Origin of the sequence: Glycomyces arizonensis DSM 44726 (genome assembly GCF_000482705.1) — a bacterium.
Taxonomy (GTDB): domain Bacteria; phylum Actinomycetota; class Actinomycetes; order Mycobacteriales; family Micromonosporaceae; genus Glycomyces; species Glycomyces arizonensis.
The window spans coordinates 37,195-51,218 of record NZ_AXWO01000034.1 but is presented as its reverse complement, the minus strand read 5'-3'; the positions used below and the strand labels follow the sequence as shown (position 1 = coordinate 51,218).

At 71.4% G+C, this 14,024-nt stretch carries 15 protein-coding genes; 9 read left to right on the top strand and 6 right to left on the bottom strand.

What is annotated here, in order from left to right; all coding sequences use genetic code 11:
* Positions 1-759 (top strand): SigB/SigF/SigG family RNA polymerase sigma factor (locus H613_RS0119130; RefSeq protein WP_026925059.1); only part of this gene is annotated, 759 nt, incomplete at its 5' end.
* 79 nt (positions 760-838) lie between these two features.
* On the opposite strand, the gene H613_RS0119125 is transcribed toward H613_RS0119130, so the two are convergent.
* Entirely contained in the window at positions 839-1,405 is a 567-nt protein-coding gene (locus tag H613_RS0119125) for a hemerythrin domain-containing protein (protein ID WP_026925058.1), read from the bottom strand.
* A gap of 134 nt (positions 1,406-1,539) precedes the next feature.
* On the opposite strand from H613_RS0119125, the gene H613_RS0119120 reads away from it, so the two are divergent.
* Positions 1,540-2,202 (top strand): UdgX family uracil-DNA binding protein, encoded by a 663-nt coding sequence (locus H613_RS0119120; RefSeq protein ID WP_026925057.1) that lies wholly within the window; start codon positions 1,540-1,542, stop codon positions 2,200-2,202.
* 77 nt (positions 2,203-2,279) lie between these two features.
* On the opposite strand, the gene H613_RS0119115 is transcribed toward H613_RS0119120, so the two are convergent.
* Entirely contained in the window at positions 2,280-2,699 is a 420-nt protein-coding gene (locus H613_RS0119115) for a CBS domain-containing protein (protein ID WP_026925056.1), read from the bottom strand.
* A gap of 127 nt (positions 2,700-2,826) precedes the next feature.
* Positions 2,827-4,671, bottom strand: coding sequence for a transketolase (locus H613_RS0119110; protein WP_026925055.1), 1,845 nt, complete (start codon positions 4,669-4,671; stop codon positions 2,827-2,829).
* A 199-nt stretch (positions 4,672-4,870) separates the two neighbouring features.
* Between H613_RS0119110 and H613_RS0119105 the strand changes: the two genes are divergently transcribed.
* The gene (locus H613_RS0119105; protein ID WP_026925054.1) at positions 4,871-5,371 is read left to right on the top strand and encodes a DUF4383 domain-containing protein; all 501 of its coding nucleotides are present in this window, start codon (positions 4,871-4,873) and stop codon (positions 5,369-5,371) included.
* Positions 5,372-5,654: 283 nt separating this feature from the next.
* Here the strand turns inward: H613_RS0119105 and H613_RS0119100 are convergent, their stop codons facing one another.
* Both H613_RS0119100 and H613_RS0119095 read right to left on the bottom strand, forming a co-directional pair.
* Entirely contained in the window at positions 5,655-6,086 is a 432-nt protein-coding gene (locus tag H613_RS0119100) for a CBS domain-containing protein (RefSeq protein ID WP_026925053.1), read from the bottom strand.
* A 98-nt stretch (positions 6,087-6,184) separates the two neighbouring features.
* A complete protein-coding gene (locus H613_RS0119095) occupies positions 6,185-7,549 on the bottom strand; it encodes a cytochrome P450 (RefSeq protein WP_211234888.1) in 1,365 nt (454 codons plus the stop codon).
* Positions 7,550-7,933: 384 nt separating this feature from the next.
* Between H613_RS0119095 and H613_RS0119090 the strand changes: the two genes are divergently transcribed.
* From H613_RS0119090 to H613_RS0119080, 3 genes are read left to right on the top strand one after another with little or no spacing between them, the layout of a single operon-like run.
* Positions 7,934-8,272, top strand: coding sequence for a hypothetical protein (locus H613_RS0119090; RefSeq protein WP_026925051.1), 339 nt, complete (start codon positions 7,934-7,936; stop codon positions 8,270-8,272).
* 23 nt (positions 8,273-8,295) lie between these two features.
* Positions 8,296-8,769 (top strand): phage holin family protein, encoded by a 474-nt coding sequence (locus H613_RS0119085; RefSeq protein ID WP_084546773.1) that lies wholly within the window; start codon positions 8,296-8,298, stop codon positions 8,767-8,769.
* Complete coding sequence (locus H613_RS0119080) at positions 8,766-9,314, top strand: hypothetical protein (RefSeq protein ID WP_026925049.1); 549 nt, start codon at positions 8,766-8,768, stop codon at positions 9,312-9,314. The genes H613_RS0119085 and H613_RS0119080 overlap by 4 nt, the downstream gene beginning before the upstream one ends.
* Positions 9,315-9,522: 208 nt before the next feature.
* On the opposite strand, the gene H613_RS0119075 is transcribed toward H613_RS0119080, so the two are convergent.
* Complete coding sequence (locus H613_RS0119075) at positions 9,523-10,368, bottom strand: SDR family oxidoreductase (RefSeq protein ID WP_026925048.1); 846 nt, start codon at positions 10,366-10,368, stop codon at positions 9,523-9,525.
* A 198-nt stretch (positions 10,369-10,566) separates the two neighbouring features.
* Between H613_RS0119075 and H613_RS0119070 the strand changes: the two genes are divergently transcribed.
* The 3 genes from H613_RS0119070 to araB all read left to right on the top strand — a co-directional run bounded on the left by H613_RS0119070 (position 10,567) and on the right by araB (position 14,014).
* Complete coding sequence (locus tag H613_RS0119070) at positions 10,567-10,986, top strand: DUF2267 domain-containing protein (protein ID WP_026925047.1); 420 nt, start codon at positions 10,567-10,569, stop codon at positions 10,984-10,986.
* Between the two features lie 58 nt (positions 10,987-11,044).
* Complete coding sequence (locus H613_RS0119065) at positions 11,045-12,100, top strand: NAD-dependent epimerase/dehydratase family protein (protein ID WP_026925046.1); 1,056 nt, start codon at positions 11,045-11,047, stop codon at positions 12,098-12,100.
* Between the two features lie 249 nt (positions 12,101-12,349).
* Complete coding sequence (araB, locus tag H613_RS0119060) at positions 12,350-14,014, top strand: ribulokinase (protein ID WP_026925045.1); 1,665 nt, start codon at positions 12,350-12,352, stop codon at positions 14,012-14,014.
* The last annotated feature ends 10 nt before the right edge of the window (positions 14,015-14,024 follow it).

Sequence of the window (14,024 nt, the reverse complement as noted above, 5' to 3'; positions counted from 1 at the left end):
AACGAGTACGGTCATTTGGCGCCGTTGTTCGTGGAGTTGGCGGGGTTGGAGGCGGGTGATCCGCGGCATGCGGAGGTGCGGGATCGGTTGGTGACGGGGTATCTGCCGTTGGCCGAGCATATTGCGCAGCGGTTCTCGGGGAAGGGGATCGCGAAGGATGATCTGGTGCAGGTGGCGTCGGTGGGGTTGATTCATGCGGTGGATCGGTTCGATCCGGCGCAGGGGGCGGATTTTCTGTCGTATGCGGTGCCGACGGTGATGGGGGAGGTGCGGCGGCATTTCCGGGATACGTCGTGGCCGATGCGGGTGCCGAGGCGTTTGCAGGAGTTGCGGTTGGCGATCAATCAGGGGAATGCGGAGTTGGCGCAGGAGTTGGGTCGTCCGGCGTCGGCTGAGGAGTTGGCGCGGCATTTGGGGATCAGTGTCGCTGAGGTGGCCGAGGGGTATGAGGCGCGGCAGGCGTATCGGGCGGTGTCGTTGGATGAGCCGCCGTTTGAGGATGCGGAGCGGGCGTCGTTGGCGGAGTCGGTGGGGTCGGAGGATGCGGCGTTGGAGTTTGTGGAGAATCATGAGTCTTTGGTGCCTTTGTTGCAGGGGTTGCCGGAGCGTGAGCGTCGGATTTTGGCGTTGCGGTATTTCGGGGATATGACGCAGACGCAGATTGCTGAGGAGGTGGGGATCTCGCAGATGCATGTGTCGCGGTTGCTCAACCGGATGCTCAACGACCTGCGCGAAGGCCTCACCAACGCCACCACCTGACCTCCGCCTCACAGAGACGAGCCGAAGCGGCGGCCCCGAACTGGGGCCGCCGCTTCGGCTCGTCACGCCAGGGGAGGCGTCAGACGTCGCGCCCGCTCAGCGCGTCGCGGATCTTGTCGATGAATCCCACGCCGGGAGCGAGGATGCGGTCCGCCGGGGGCTTGTCGGGTGCATTGGGGTGGGGACGCGTGGGGGCCATCTCCTTCGCCCTGGTCACCTTCTCGCCGAGGTCCTGAAGCTCCTCTTCCGTGCAGGCCTCCTGCAGCCGCGGCAGCAGGTCCGTCTCCTCGTCCTTGACGTGGTCGCGGATGATGTCCATGAGCCTGCCCAGCATCCGCTCGAATTCCGCGTCCTCGGGGACGAGCCCTTCGAGCCGCTTCATGACCTCCTCGGCCTCAGTGTGCTCGTGGGTCTCGTGGTCGGCGAGCTTGTTGCCGTCGGGGAGGTTCGCCCGAGCGGCCGGATACATGTACTCCTCCTCGGCCACGGCGTGGCGCACGAGCTCGGCGATGACGTGGTCGGTCAGGTCCTTGCGGCCGTCGGACCGCCCCCTGTGCCGCTCCAGTTCGGTGAACGCCGCCTCGACCTCACGGTGGTCTCGGATGATGACGCTGATCAGGTCGGTGCCTTGTTCGGTGTGCGGCATCGGTCCTCCAGATGTGATCGGTTCGAACGGTTCTCGGCGTACCCCCGCCCGACCGACCGAAACGGAGGTGTCGCCGCGCCGCGCTCCGGGTACCCGCCGGCGAACTGCGGTGACACCCGACGAAGGAGCACGAGATGACGCCACGCGCACTCGGCGCCGAGCGGTTCGTCCCGCCGTCCGAGGACCTCGGACGGCTGCGGGAGGCCTCTGAGACCTGCGAGGGATGCGACCTGTTCCGCGACGCGACCCAGACGGTGTTCGGCACCGGTCCCGAAAACGCCCGCCTCGTCCTGGTGGGAGAGCAGCCGGGCGACGACGAGGACAAGACCGGCAGGCCGTTCACCGGCCCGTCCGGCGGCCTGCTCGACCGCGCGCTCGACCAGGCCGGCATCGACCGCGACGACGCGTACGTGACCAACGCGGTCAAGCACTTCAAGTTCGCCCAACTCCAGGAGGGCGGACGGCGCATCCACAAGAAGCCGACGCGCGGAGAGACGACCGCCTGCCGCCCGTGGCTCATCGCCGAACTCAACGCCGTGCGTCCCGAGCTGGTGGTGGCCCTGGGCGCGACGGCCGCGCAATCGCTGATGGGCCCGGAGTTCCGGGTGACCACGCAGCGCGGCATCGTCCACGACCTGGAATTCGACGGGCTCGACGAGTCCACGAGCCTCCTCGCCACCGTGCATCCCTCCTCGGTGCTGCGCCTGCGCGACTCGGAGCGCAAGGCCGCCTTCGCGGAGATGCTCGTGGACCTGCGCAAGGCCGCCGAGTTCATCGGCGCCGAGCAGCACCACTGAGCTCGATTCCACATACGACGACGGGCACCGTGCGAATGGCGCGGTGCCCGTTCGACGTTCCTCTGCGAAGCGGCCCGTTACGGCTGCGAGATCGACCCCACCAGCTCGCCGGTGGCCGGCTCCGGCATCTGCCGGGCCACGTCGGCCAGCGCGATGATGCCCACCAGCCGGCCCTCCTCGATCACCGGGACGCGGTGCACCTGCGCCTCGCGCATCTTCGCGATCGTGGCCGCGGCGTCCTCGTTGGCGTCGGCCAGGATGAGGTGCCCCTGCGGCAACCGGTCGACCGTGTACCGCTCGGGGTCCTTCCCATTGGCCATCACGCTGACCACGAGATCGCGGTCGGTGACCATGCCCTTGATCTTCTCGTCCTCGGCGCCGCAGACCGGCAGGCAGCCCACGTTCATCTCGGCCATCATCCTGGCCGCGTTCGCGGCGGTGTCGTCGCTGCGGACGCACGTGACGCCCGCATGCATGATGTCTTTCGCCGTCGCCATTTCCCTCAGCTCCCCCTTGTAGCTCCGCTCATATCCGGTTCTGCCGAGGCGGATCTGCTCCAGCACCCGCCCCGGCCCGACCGGTGCGCACCGGGAATACCCCCCGCCCCGGCGTCTACTCCTTGGCTCACGCCACGAGCTGCTGCGCGGCGTGGACGATCGCGTCCGCGTCGATCCCGGCGGCGGCGAGCTGCTCGGCCGGGCTCGCCGAGGCGGGCATCCCGCGCACGCCCAGCTTGGCGAACCTGGTCGACGGCATCTGACCGGCGATCACGTCCAGGACGGCGTCGCCCAGGCCGCCGACCGGCCAGTGGTCCTCGACGGTGAGGATCCGGCCGGTGTCGGCCGCGGCCTGCCGCAGCGTCGAGGTGTCGATCGGCTTGACCGAGTAGGCGTCGATGACCCTGGCCGGAATGCCGACGTCGGCGAGCCGGTCGGCGGCCGACAGCGCCTCGGAGACGGTGATCCCGGCCGCGACGATCGTGACCCGGTCGTGCTTGGAGGCCACCAGCGTCCGGCTGCCCCCCACCGGGAACAGCTCCCCGGGCCGGTAGATCACGGGCGTCTCGCCCCTGGTGGTGCGCAGGTAGCTGATGCCCGGCAGATCGGCCATGGTGGAGGTCAGGTGCGCGCACTGGTTCGCGTCGCACGGGTACAGCACCACGCTGCGCCACAGCGGACGCATCATCGCCAGGTCCTCCAGCGCCATCTGGCTCGGCCCGTCGCGTCCGATGGAGACACCGGCGTGCGAGCCGACGATCCGCATGTCGGCGTTGCCGATCGAGGCCATCCGCAGGAAGTCGTGGGCCCGCGTCAGGAACGCCGCGAACGTCGATGCGTACGGCACCCACCCCAGCGCCTGCATCCCGACGGCGTTCGCGACCAGCTGCTGCTCGGCGATGTAGCACTCGAAGAACCGGTCGGGGTGGGCGTCGGCGAAGGCCTGCGTGCGCGTGGAGTCGGCGACCTCGCCGTCGAGGACCACCACGTCCGGACTGGCGTCGCCGACCGCCTTGAGCGCCTGACCGAAGGCGTCCCGGGTGGCCACCTTCGAGCCGACCTCGAACTCCGGCAGGTGCACCGCGTGGCCGGGCCGCTCGGGCCTGCCGCCGCGGTCGGTCGGCTCGGCGACCCGCACGCGCAGGTTCCGCACCCCGCCCAGCTCCGCGACCGCCTCATCGGGGTCCTTCAGCGGCTTGCCGTGCTTGCCCTCCTTGTTCTCGACGGCCTCGACGCCCTTGCCCTTGACGGTGCGGGCGACGATCGCCGTCGGCCGGTCGGGCGTCTCCTCGGCCTCGGTGTACGCCCGGTCGATCTGCGCGGTGTCGTGGCCGTCGATCTCGACGGTGTTCCACCCGAACGCGCGCAGCCGCTCCGCATAGGTCCCGGTGTCCCATCCGTAGCGGGTGGGCCCGCGCTGGCCCAGCCGGTTGACGTCGATGATCGCCGTCAGGTTGCTGAGCCCCTCGAAGGACGCCGCGGAGAACGCCTCCCACATCGAGCCCTCGGCCATCTCGCTGTCGCCGCACAGCACCCACACCCGGTACGACACGTCGGCGAGGCGCCGCCCGGCCAGCGCCATGCCGACGCCGTAGGGAAGCCCCTGGCCGAGCGAGCCGGTGGCGACGTCCACCCAAGGCAGGCGCGGCGTCGGGTGGCCCTCCAGCGGGCTGCCCAGGCGCCGGTACGTCATGAGCTCATCGTCGTCGATGACGCCCGCGGCGTGGTACATCGCGTACAGCAGCGGCGAGGCGTGCCCCTTGGAGAAGATCAGTCGGTCGTTGCCGGGCAGGTCGGGATTGTCGAAATCGTATTTGTAGTACTTGGCCAGCAGCACCGCCATGAGATCGGCGGCCGACATGGAAGACGTCGGGTGCCCCGACCCCGCTCGGTTCGAGCAGCGCACCGCGTCCACGCGCAGCTGCTGGGCGAGTTCGGCCAGGTCGATGGTGCGGCTTTCGGTGGTGGTCACGTCGGGGATCCTTCTCATCCAGACTTCGGCCTCGCGGCCCTAGGACCGGGGGCTACCCGACGCCTCGGCGGGTGAAACCGCTTCATCCCGCTGCGGCCCAGGTGTCGTGGGCGCTCAGCGGGGTACTCGCCGAGCGGCGGCGACCGGCCCCCCGGGGCCTGCCATTGCGTCGCCGCCGCGCAACGAGGAGGCGAAGACGATGGCGAAGGCACAGCACCACCCGCACGCCCGCGTCGACAAACGGAACACCACGCCGGTGCAGAACGCGGCGATCTTCGTGGCACTGGCGTTCGTGCTGGTGGGAGTGCTGGGATTCCTGCCCGGCGTCACCACGGACTACGGCGATCTGGAGATCGCCGGCCACCACTCCGACGCGAAGCTCCTGGGGCTCTTCGAGGTGTCGGTCGTGCACAACCTCGTCCACCTGGCCTTCGGCCTGATCGGCATGTTCATGTCGTGGTACGCGATGGGCGCCCGGGTGTTCCTGGTCGGCGGCGGCCTGCTCTACCTGGTGCTCGGCGTCTACGGCTTCTTCGTCGGCGAGGGCGACGCCGCCAACTTCCTGCCGGTGAACACCGCCGACAACTGGCTCCACATCGTGCTGGCCGCGATCATGATCCCGCTCGGGCTGGCGCTGCGCACCAGACCCACCGAGCACACCTCACACGACGTCGACACGGCACGAGGACCCGCCGGCTGACCGTCCGAGGAACGACGAGGCGAGGGGCGGCCCGGATCGGGCGCCCCTCGCCTCGTCGTTCACGGCCGCGACGGGCCGGTCGCTTCCGTCAAGCAGCCGAACCGGACCGCCCCCTGCGAACCGAGTGGGGCCGAGCGGACGGCCGGGCCGCCGACTCGGGCTTCCCCTCATGCGAATCGGGCAGCGAGCAAGCCGCCGGCCCGGTCCCGACCTTCCCCCTTCGGTCGGATCCCGGGCCGGCGGCACCATCCCCCGTGATGGCCCCCGTTGGCTATGCGCGGCTTCAGTGGTGGCCGCCGGGTTCGGAGACGGCGCTGACGACCCCGCCGACGACCGGCTCGGGGAGGGAGCGGGCGACGTCGGCCTGCGCGATGATGCCGATGACGATGCCGTCCTCGATGACCGGCACGCGCCTGATCTGGCGCTCGGACATCTTCGCGAGCGTCATGTCGGCGTCCTCGTCGGCCTCGGCCAGGACCAGGCTCTGCGTCTGCGGCAGGTCGCCGACCTCGTAGCTCTCCGGGTCGTAGCCGGCGGCCATCACCTGGACCGCCAGGTCCCGGTCGGTGACCATGCCCTTGATGCGGCCCTCGGCGTCGCAGATCGGCAGCGCCCCGATGCCGTACTCCGCCATGGCCCTCGCGGCGTTCGCGGCCGTGTCGTGGCTCTGGATGCACTGCGCGTTCGGGTGCATGATGTCGCGTGCGGTAGCCATGTCCAGACTCCTCCCGTTCGGTTTCGCAACGTCCTTGACTCTCGGGACGTGACTACCCCTCGGGAGCGGAAGTATGCGCGTCGTCTCGGAGCCGTGGCTCACATCGCGGTGGTGTTGAACGACAGGGAGAACGGGTCGAGCGTGGCCGGCTCCGGCCTGCCGGTGTAGAGCGGATGCCCTGAGGCGAGCCGATACTCGCCGTGCCGCAGCAGCCGCGCCAGAGCGCTGGTGACGGTGAACAGCGTGAGATTCTCGGCCGGGCAGCGGGCGGGCCCGCCGCTGAACGGCACGAGCGCGGGGTCGGCCTCGGCGGTGCCGTCGGTCCAGACGTCCGGGGAGAACCGGTCGGCGAACGGCAGGCGCTCGCGGTCGCGGTGGAACAGCGGCGTGTAGATGACGAACGAGGTGCCCTCCGGCAGTGTCTCAGGGCCCCAACGGGTCTCGGTGGTGCTCTCGCGCAGCAGCAGCGGCGTGGTCGGCCACAGGCGCAGCGACTCCAGGACGCAGGCGCGCAGGTACGGCAGCTCCTCGGGCAGGTCGGGGGCGGAGGCGCCCAGCTCGCAGCGGGCCACGTGCCGGTGGCCCCGGTTCACGGCCAGCAGCGCGAGCGTGCGCATCAGCGCCATCCCGGCGGCGTCGAACGCGAACAGCCAGTGCGCGACCTGGTCGGCCGGGTGGACCGCCGGGTCGGGGTCCTCGCGGGCGATGGCGGCGGCCAGCGTGCCGCTCTCGGCGCGGTCGAGATACTCGCGCAGGCGCTCGGTGAGCGCCTCGCGGATCTGTTCGCGGCGGGGGGTGAGGTACGCCCAGTTCGCGCTGCGGCGCAACGCGTTGAGCGCGGCGGTCACGGCGCGGTCGTCGGCGGCGGCGTCGCCGAAGACGACGCGGCGGACCAGCCGGTTCCAGGAGCGCTGGAACCGGCGCCAGTCGAGCCTGCCCGCGGCCTGCGCCTCCTCGGCGAGATGGTCGCACTCCTCGTTGATCCTGGCGAGCATCGGCGCGGCGAGGTGGTGCAGCGGCCGGTGCTCCTCCAGGACCGCCTCGTTGAAGCGGCGGCGCTCCCGGCGCGGCCGGTTCCGCGAGACCAGCGAGCCGTGCGGCTGGAACTTCCCGAGCGCGGCGTGCTTCTCGACCGTGTCGGGGCTGAACGGGTCGGGGGTCTCGGCCAGGACGCGGGCGACGTCGTCCGGCGACAGGAGCACCACGATCGTCCGGCCCGGGACGGCCAGGCGCAGCGGCCTGGAGCCGTGGTCGTCGCGCAGGCGCTGGAGCAGCCGGATCGCGGACCGGTCGACCTGGAAGCGCTCGGCGAGGGCCATCATCAGCGGTCGGCGCTTGACGACGCCGACGGCGACGGTCGGCACGACGACCCGCGCGGCGACCTCGAGCGTCTCGAAGACGCTCGCCTGCGACGGACGCACCACCCGGTCCGTCTCGGCGGGGTGCGGCATGGTCTCGGTCATGAGGTTCCTCCCAGTGCCTTCGAGTGCGCGGCCTTCGAGCGCGCGGGCCGACCCGTCGGGTTCCCACCGGAACGGGGCGGGAACCACCGATGCCCTCGCGTGCGCGGACTGATTTCTTCGGACGGCGGATCGGAGTGCGCGCATCGCGTGATGCCCTCGCGAGCGCGGGCGATCCGGGTACCCGTGGCGCGAGCGGCGAAACGACACGTCGGGCCCGGCTCCCGCCGAGGCGGCACCGCTTGCCGCACCGCGTCACTGAAGCGCCCACCGCATGCCGCCACCGCACGTTGCCACCGCATGCCGCCACCGGCCGCCGGAGTGTCCGATACGGCGAGGTTTTCTGCGCCGGACGCGGGGAACCCTCACAGCCGGAGGTGACAGGCCATGCCGCAACAGCACTGGACTGCCAAAGAAGAACGGCAGTACAAGGACATCAAGAAGAGCGAGAAGAAGCGCGGTGCCAGCAACGACCGCGCGGAGGAGATCGCCGCGCGCACCGTCAACAAGCAGCGCGCCCAAGCCGGTGAGACCAAGACGGCCAGCCGCACCTCGACCGAGGACATGTCGGCCTACAAGCGCGGCGGCAAGCGCTCCGGCAACAGGACCGGGCCGCAGGGCCGCACCAAGGCGCAGCTCTACCAGGACGCCCGCCGCGAGAACATCAAGGGCCGCTCCAAGATGAACAAGGACGAGCTCAAGAAGGCGCTGAAGCGCCACCACTGAGCGCTCGAGGAGAGGGAGTGACGATGGAGGTTCGACGCGATCCCGAGGGGATGACCTTTCGAACCGACGAGCAGCACGACGACACCGCCGCCAGGCGGCGGGACTGGGAGGAGCGCGACCGCTCCGTCACCGACCTGGTCGGGGACCTGACCTCGCAGGTCGCACATCTCGCCCGGGTCGAGGCCCAGCTGGCCGCCCGGGAGGTCACCGACAAGGCCAAGCGCGGCGCCATGGGCGGCGGGCTGTTCGCCGTCGCCGGAGTCATCGCGATCTACGGCGGGGCCGCCCTGGCGAGCGCCGCGGTGTTCGCCCTGTGGCTGGTGTGGCCGGGCTGGCTGGCTGCCATCGTCGTCGGCGTGGCGCTGTTCATTCTGGCCGGCATCATCGCCATGGCCGCCCGCTCGAAGCTGAAGCGCGCCATGCCGCCGACCCCCGACGAGACGATGGACAACGCCCGCGAGGACGTCCGGGCCATGAGCGGAAGGATGGAGCGATGAGCGGTTGGACGGTACCGCCGGGCGAGGCCGTGCCCCCCAGCGCGGGCGTCTCGCCCCCGCCGGCCGTGGGCATGCACAAGGAACCCGAGGCAGAGGACCCCGAGCGCTCGCCGACCCACCGCAGGTGGGCCCGCGAGGACGCCGAGGCCGCCCAGCACGTCTCGACTTCTGACCTGCGCCGCGACGCCGATCGCACCCGCGACCGGCTCAACCAGGACGTGGTCGACCTGCGCCACAGGTTCGGCCTCGGCCACGGGGACGCGGACGGGTCCATGACGGCCTCCGGCCCCTTCGCGCCGGTGCGCCGCCACCCCCTCACGGTCGTCGTCGCGGCCGCGGGGGCGACGACCGCGGTCCTGATCGGCATGAAGGTGGTCCGAGGCCGCCGCAAGGACGGCAAGGACCGCATGAAGGACGCCGCCAAGCAGCGGCGCAAGGAAGCGCAGCGCCGACTCGCCGACGCCAAGGGCATGGTCGCCTCGGTGACCTCCCGGCGGATGCCGCGCCGCGGACGGTCGGGACTGAGCCGCCTGATGCACGGTTGAAAAGTGCGCTGCTGAGACGCCGGCCGACGGACCGGCCGGGGAGCATCCACCCGGTCCGACCGCCGGCCGAGCAGTGCCGAGCCCGGATGCCGACACGGCATCCGGGCTCGGCAGTGTCCGCCTTGTCCGCCCGCTTCGCTGCCCGAGGCCGAACGGGGTAGACCGCCGCTCGGCCGGACCACTCGGCTGTGCCACTCGCAACGGCGGCTCAGCCGGGCATGGTCTCCCCGCCGAGTGCCGCGATGACCTCGCCGCTGTAGTACGACGAGAGCCGGTTGGCCGCCAGGAACACGTACGAGGGGGCGAGCTCGTCCGGCTCGGCCGCCCGACCCAGCGGCTGGTTCTCCCCGAAATGCTCCACGTGGCTCTCCGAGAGCGTCGACGGGATCAGCGGCGTCCACACCGGACCGGGCGCGACGCAGTTGACGCGGATGCCCCTGGGCGCCAGCACCTGCGCCATCGAATACGTCCACGCGATGATCGCGCCCTTGGTGGCCGAGTAGTCGATCAGGCTCTTGTTGCCCCGCAGGCCGTTGACCGAGCTGGTGTTCACGATCGCGTCGCCCTCGCCCAGATGCGCCAGCGCGGCACTGGTGACCCGGAAGTAGCTGTGCATGTTGACGTCGAACGTGTGCGTCCACTGCTCGTCGGTGATCTCCTCGGGGCGCTCCACCGGATGCTGCGTGGCGATGTTGTTGACCAGCAGGTCGAGCCCGCCCAGCGCCTGCACGGTCTGGTCCACCACGCTCGCGCAGTGCTCGGCCGAGGCCAGGTCGCCCGGCAGCAGCGCGCATTGGCGCCCCTCGGCCTCGACCAGCTCGGCGGTCCGCTCCGCGTCCTCCTGCTCCTCGAGATAGGCGATGGCGACGTCGGCGCCCTCCTTGGCGAAGGCGACCGCGACGGCCCGTCCGATCCCCGAGTCCCCGCCGGTGATCAGGGCCCGGCGGTCCTTCAGCAGCCCCCGGCCCTCGTAGTCCTCCATGGAGTCGCGCGGCTGGGGCCGCATCTCGGAGGTGCGGCCGGGAGGCTCCTGCTGCTGTGCGGGCTGGCTCATCGAAACACCCTTCCTGTCCGAAGCCGGACCTCCTGCCGGTCCGGCGCCGTGCGCCGGATACCCGCGGCCCCAGCCGCTAACCGCGCCGCGAACTGCGGCGTGCGGGGGCCCCGGGCCGCCGGTGGAGGGAGGCGTGTAGGGCCCCAGGGCAGGGGTACCCGCCGCACTCGACGCACAGGGAAAGCTCAAGGGGGAGCCATGCAACACGATCACTTCATCGGGCTCGTGCAGGACCGGGCCCGCCTGCCCAGCCGGGGCGCCGCCGAGGGCGCCACCCGCGCCACGCTCGAGACGCTCGGCGAGCGCATCCCGGACCATCTCGCGATGCACGTGGCCGCGCAGCTGCCCACCGAGATCGGCGAGCACCTGCGGCGCGCCGCCAGCTCCAGCGGCGAGGGCACCGGCGAGCACTTCGGGTTCGACGAGTTCGCCCACCGCGTCGCCGCGCGCGAGCACACCGACGAACCGAACGCGATCTACCACAGCCGCGTCGTGTTCGAACTCGTCGACCAGGCCACCACCGGGGCCGTCATGGACCGCGTCCGCGACGCGCTCCCCGACGACCTGCGTCCTCTGGTCGATTCGGGCAGCACGGGCGACATGCGGCACGAAGGGTGACGAACCAGGCACTGAGCGGTGCCGGTTGGCAACGAGCGCAGGCGGGTACACGGCCCGCATGGATGGACTGCACATCGCCGTCACCGGCGCCACCGGCAACATCGGCACCAGCCTGATCAGGCTGCTCAGCCGCGACGACCGCGTCGCCTCCGTGCTGGGCATCGCCGAGCGGGTGCCGCAGTGGCACGTCGCCAAGACGTCGTTCGTCGGCGCCGACCTCACCGAGGACGACCTCGCGCCGCTCCTTGAAGGCCGCGGCGCGGTCGTCCACCTCGCCTGGCTGATGCAGCCCACCCGCGACCCCTTCACCACCTGGCGCACCAACGTCCTCGGCTCCAAGCGCCTGTTCGACGCCGTCGCCCGCAGCGGCGCCAAGACCCTGGTCCACAGCTCCTCGGTCGGCGCCTACTCCCCGCGCGTCGACCACCGCGCGGTCGACGAGACCTGGCCGACCGACGGCTGGCCCGGCGCCGCCTACACCCGCGAGAAGGCCTACGTCGAACGCCTCCTCGACCTGTTCGAGGCCGCCAATCCCGAGGTCAGGACCGCGCGGATGCGCCCGGCGTTCGTGTTCAAGCGCAAGGCCGCCGCCGAGCAGCGCCGCCTGTTCGCCGGCCCGCTCCTGCCCGGCCGCCTCGTCCGCCCGCGCCTGGTCCCCGCCATGCCCGTCGTCGACGGCGTCCGCTTCCAGGCCGTCCACGCCGACGACCTCGCCGAGGCGTTCCGCTCGGTCCTGTTCGGCACCGCCTCGGGCGCCTTCAACGTCGCGGGCGAGTCGATGACCGACATGCGCGCCGTCGCGGCCATGCTCGGCGCCCGGCCCGTCCCGATGCCCTTCGCCGCCGCCCGCGCCGCCCTGGCCGCGGCCTGGCGGGCGCGGATGGTGCCCGCCCCGCCCGAACTGCTCGACCTCATCAAGCGCCTCCCGGTCATGGACACCGCCCGCGTCCGACGCGAGCTCGGATGGGTGTCCCACCACACCGCCGACGAGGCGCTCGGCGAGTTCATCGCGGGCCTGCGCACCGGCGCGGGCGGCCCGACGCCGCCGCTCCAGACCGAGATCGAGGGCGGCCGGCTCGCCGAGTTCGCCACCGGCGTCGGACAGCGGCCTTGAGGTCGACCACGCCGCACTCGGGCACGTCCCGACCCAGGAAACGGTCAGAGCACGGAGAGAGTTAACCGCGCCACACTCCGGCACGTCGGGCGGCCGCCTGGTGGACGGCCGCCGCACCGGTTGTGGTCCGGGGCCTTCATATGCGTTAAGTTGTGGGGTATTCACCAGTGCGCAATGATCGACATGTCGCCTCAACCAGGCAGTGTGAACGGTCAACCGAATATGTGGTTCACCCCCAAGGAGGCTTGAATGACCGGCAGCGACACCGATGCCGTTGCTATCGGGATCGACTTCGGCACGCTCTCGGGCCGCGTCGTGGTGGCGTCCGTCGCCGACGGGCGCGAGCTCGCCAGCGCCGAGCACGTCTACCGCCACGGCGCCATCGAAGAGCGCCTGCCCGGCACCGATGAGCGACTCCCCCGCAGCTGGGCGCTGCAATCGCCCGACGACTGGCGCGACGTCCTCCGCCACGCCGTCCCCGAGGCCCTGGCCGCGGCCGGAGTGAGCGCGGACCGCGTCATCGGCGTCGCGACCGACTTCACCGCCTGCACCGTCCTTCCCACCACCGCCGACGGCACCCCCCTGTCCGAGCTCGACGAGCTCGCCGCCCGCCCGCACGCCTGGCCCAAGCTGTGGAAGCACCACGCCGCCCAGCCCCAGGCCGACCGCATCAACGCCCTCGCCGCCGAGCGCGGCGAGACCTGGCTGTCCCGCTACGGCGGCAAGATCTCCAGCGAATGGGAGTTCGCCAAGGGCCTCCAGGTCCTCGAGGAGGACCCCGAGGTCTACGCGCGCGCCGACCGCTGGATCGAGGCCGCCGACTGGATCGTGTGGCAGCTGTGCGGCGAGGAGACCCGCAACGTCTGCACCGCCGGTTACAAGGGCATCTACCAGGACGGCAAGCGCCCCAGCAGCGACTACCTGGCCGCGCTCAACCCCGGCTTCGCCGACTTCTGCGACAAGCTCGACTTCCCGCTCTCGGCCCTCGGCGACCGCGCCGGCGGCCTGAGCGCCGAGGCCGCGGCCTGGACGGGCCTCAACGAGGGCACCACCGTCGCGATCGGCAACGTCGACGCGCACGTCACCGCCGCCAGCGCCAAGGCCGTCGGCCCCGGACAGCTCGTCGCCATCATGGGCACCAGCACCTGCCACGTCGTCAACGGCGAGCAGCTCACCGAGGCGCCGGGCATGTGCGGCGTCGTCCGCGACGGCATCACCCCCGGCCTGTGGGGCTACGAGGCCGGCCAGTCCGGCGTCGGCGACATCTTCGCCTGGTTCACTCGAACGGCGGTGCCCGGCGAATACGTCGCCGAGGCCGCCGAGCGCGGCCTCTCGGTCCACGAGTACCTCACCGACCTCGCCGCCGGGCAGGCGGTCGGCGAGCACGGCCTGGTGGCCCTCGACTGGCAGTCGGGCAACCGCTCGGTCCTGGTCGACCACGACCTCTCCGGCGTCATCGTCGGCCTGACCCTCGCCACGCGGCCCGAGGAGATCTACCGGGCCCTCGTCGAGGCCACCGCCTTCGGCACCCGCGTGATCGTCGAGACCCTCGTCGAGTCCGGTGTCCCGATCGACGAGTTCGTGGCCGCCGGCGGCCTGCTCAAGAACAAGTGGCTCATGCAGACCTACGCCGACGTGCTGCGCCGCCCCATCACGGTCCTGACCTCCGAGCAGGGGCCCGCCCTCGGCTCGGCCATCCACGCGGCCGTCGCCGCCGGGGCCTACCCCGACATCCAGGCCGCCTCCGAGGCCATGGGCAAGGTCGAGCGGGCCGCCTACACGCCCGACGAGGCGCGGGCCGACGCCTACGACGAGCTGTACGCGATCTACGCCGAACTGCACGACCACTTCGGCCGCGGCGGCTCGGACGCCCTCCACAAGCTGCACAGGATCGCGAACGAGGCGGGCCGATGACCGGAAGACA

Coding starts and splice junctions, on each gene's coding strand:
- H613_RS0119125 (WP_026925058.1), bottom strand. CDS start 1,405: ATGCCGCACACCGAACAAGGCACCGACCTGATCAGCGTCATCATCCGA.
- H613_RS0119120 (WP_026925057.1), top strand. CDS start 1,540: ATGACGCCACGCGCACTCGGCGCCGAGCGGTTCGTCCCGCCGTCCGAG.
- H613_RS0119115 (WP_026925056.1), bottom strand. CDS start 2,699: ATGGCGACGGCGAAAGACATCATGCATGCGGGCGTCACGTGCGTCCGC.
- H613_RS0119105 (WP_026925054.1), top strand. CDS start 4,871: ATGGCGAAGGCACAGCACCACCCGCACGCCCGCGTCGACAAACGGAAC.
- H613_RS0119100 (WP_026925053.1), bottom strand. CDS start 6,086: ATGGCTACCGCACGCGACATCATGCACCCGAACGCGCAGTGCATCCAG.
- H613_RS0119095 (WP_211234888.1), bottom strand. CDS start 7,549: ATGACCGAGACCATGCCGCACCCCGCCGAGACGGACCGGGTGGTGCGT.
- H613_RS0119090 (WP_026925051.1), top strand. CDS start 7,934: ATGCCGCAACAGCACTGGACTGCCAAAGAAGAACGGCAGTACAAGGAC.
- H613_RS0119085 (WP_084546773.1), top strand. CDS start 8,296: ATGGAGGTTCGACGCGATCCCGAGGGGATGACCTTTCGAACCGACGAG.
- H613_RS0119080 (WP_026925049.1), top strand. CDS start 8,766: ATGAGCGGTTGGACGGTACCGCCGGGCGAGGCCGTGCCCCCCAGCGCG.
- H613_RS0119075 (WP_026925048.1), bottom strand. CDS start 10,368: ATGAGCCAGCCCGCACAGCAGCAGGAGCCTCCCGGCCGCACCTCCGAG.
- H613_RS0119070 (WP_026925047.1), top strand. CDS start 10,567: ATGCAACACGATCACTTCATCGGGCTCGTGCAGGACCGGGCCCGCCTG.
- H613_RS0119065 (WP_026925046.1), top strand. CDS start 11,045: ATGGATGGACTGCACATCGCCGTCACCGGCGCCACCGGCAACATCGGC.
- araB (WP_026925045.1), top strand. CDS start 12,350: ATGACCGGCAGCGACACCGATGCCGTTGCTATCGGGATCGACTTCGGC.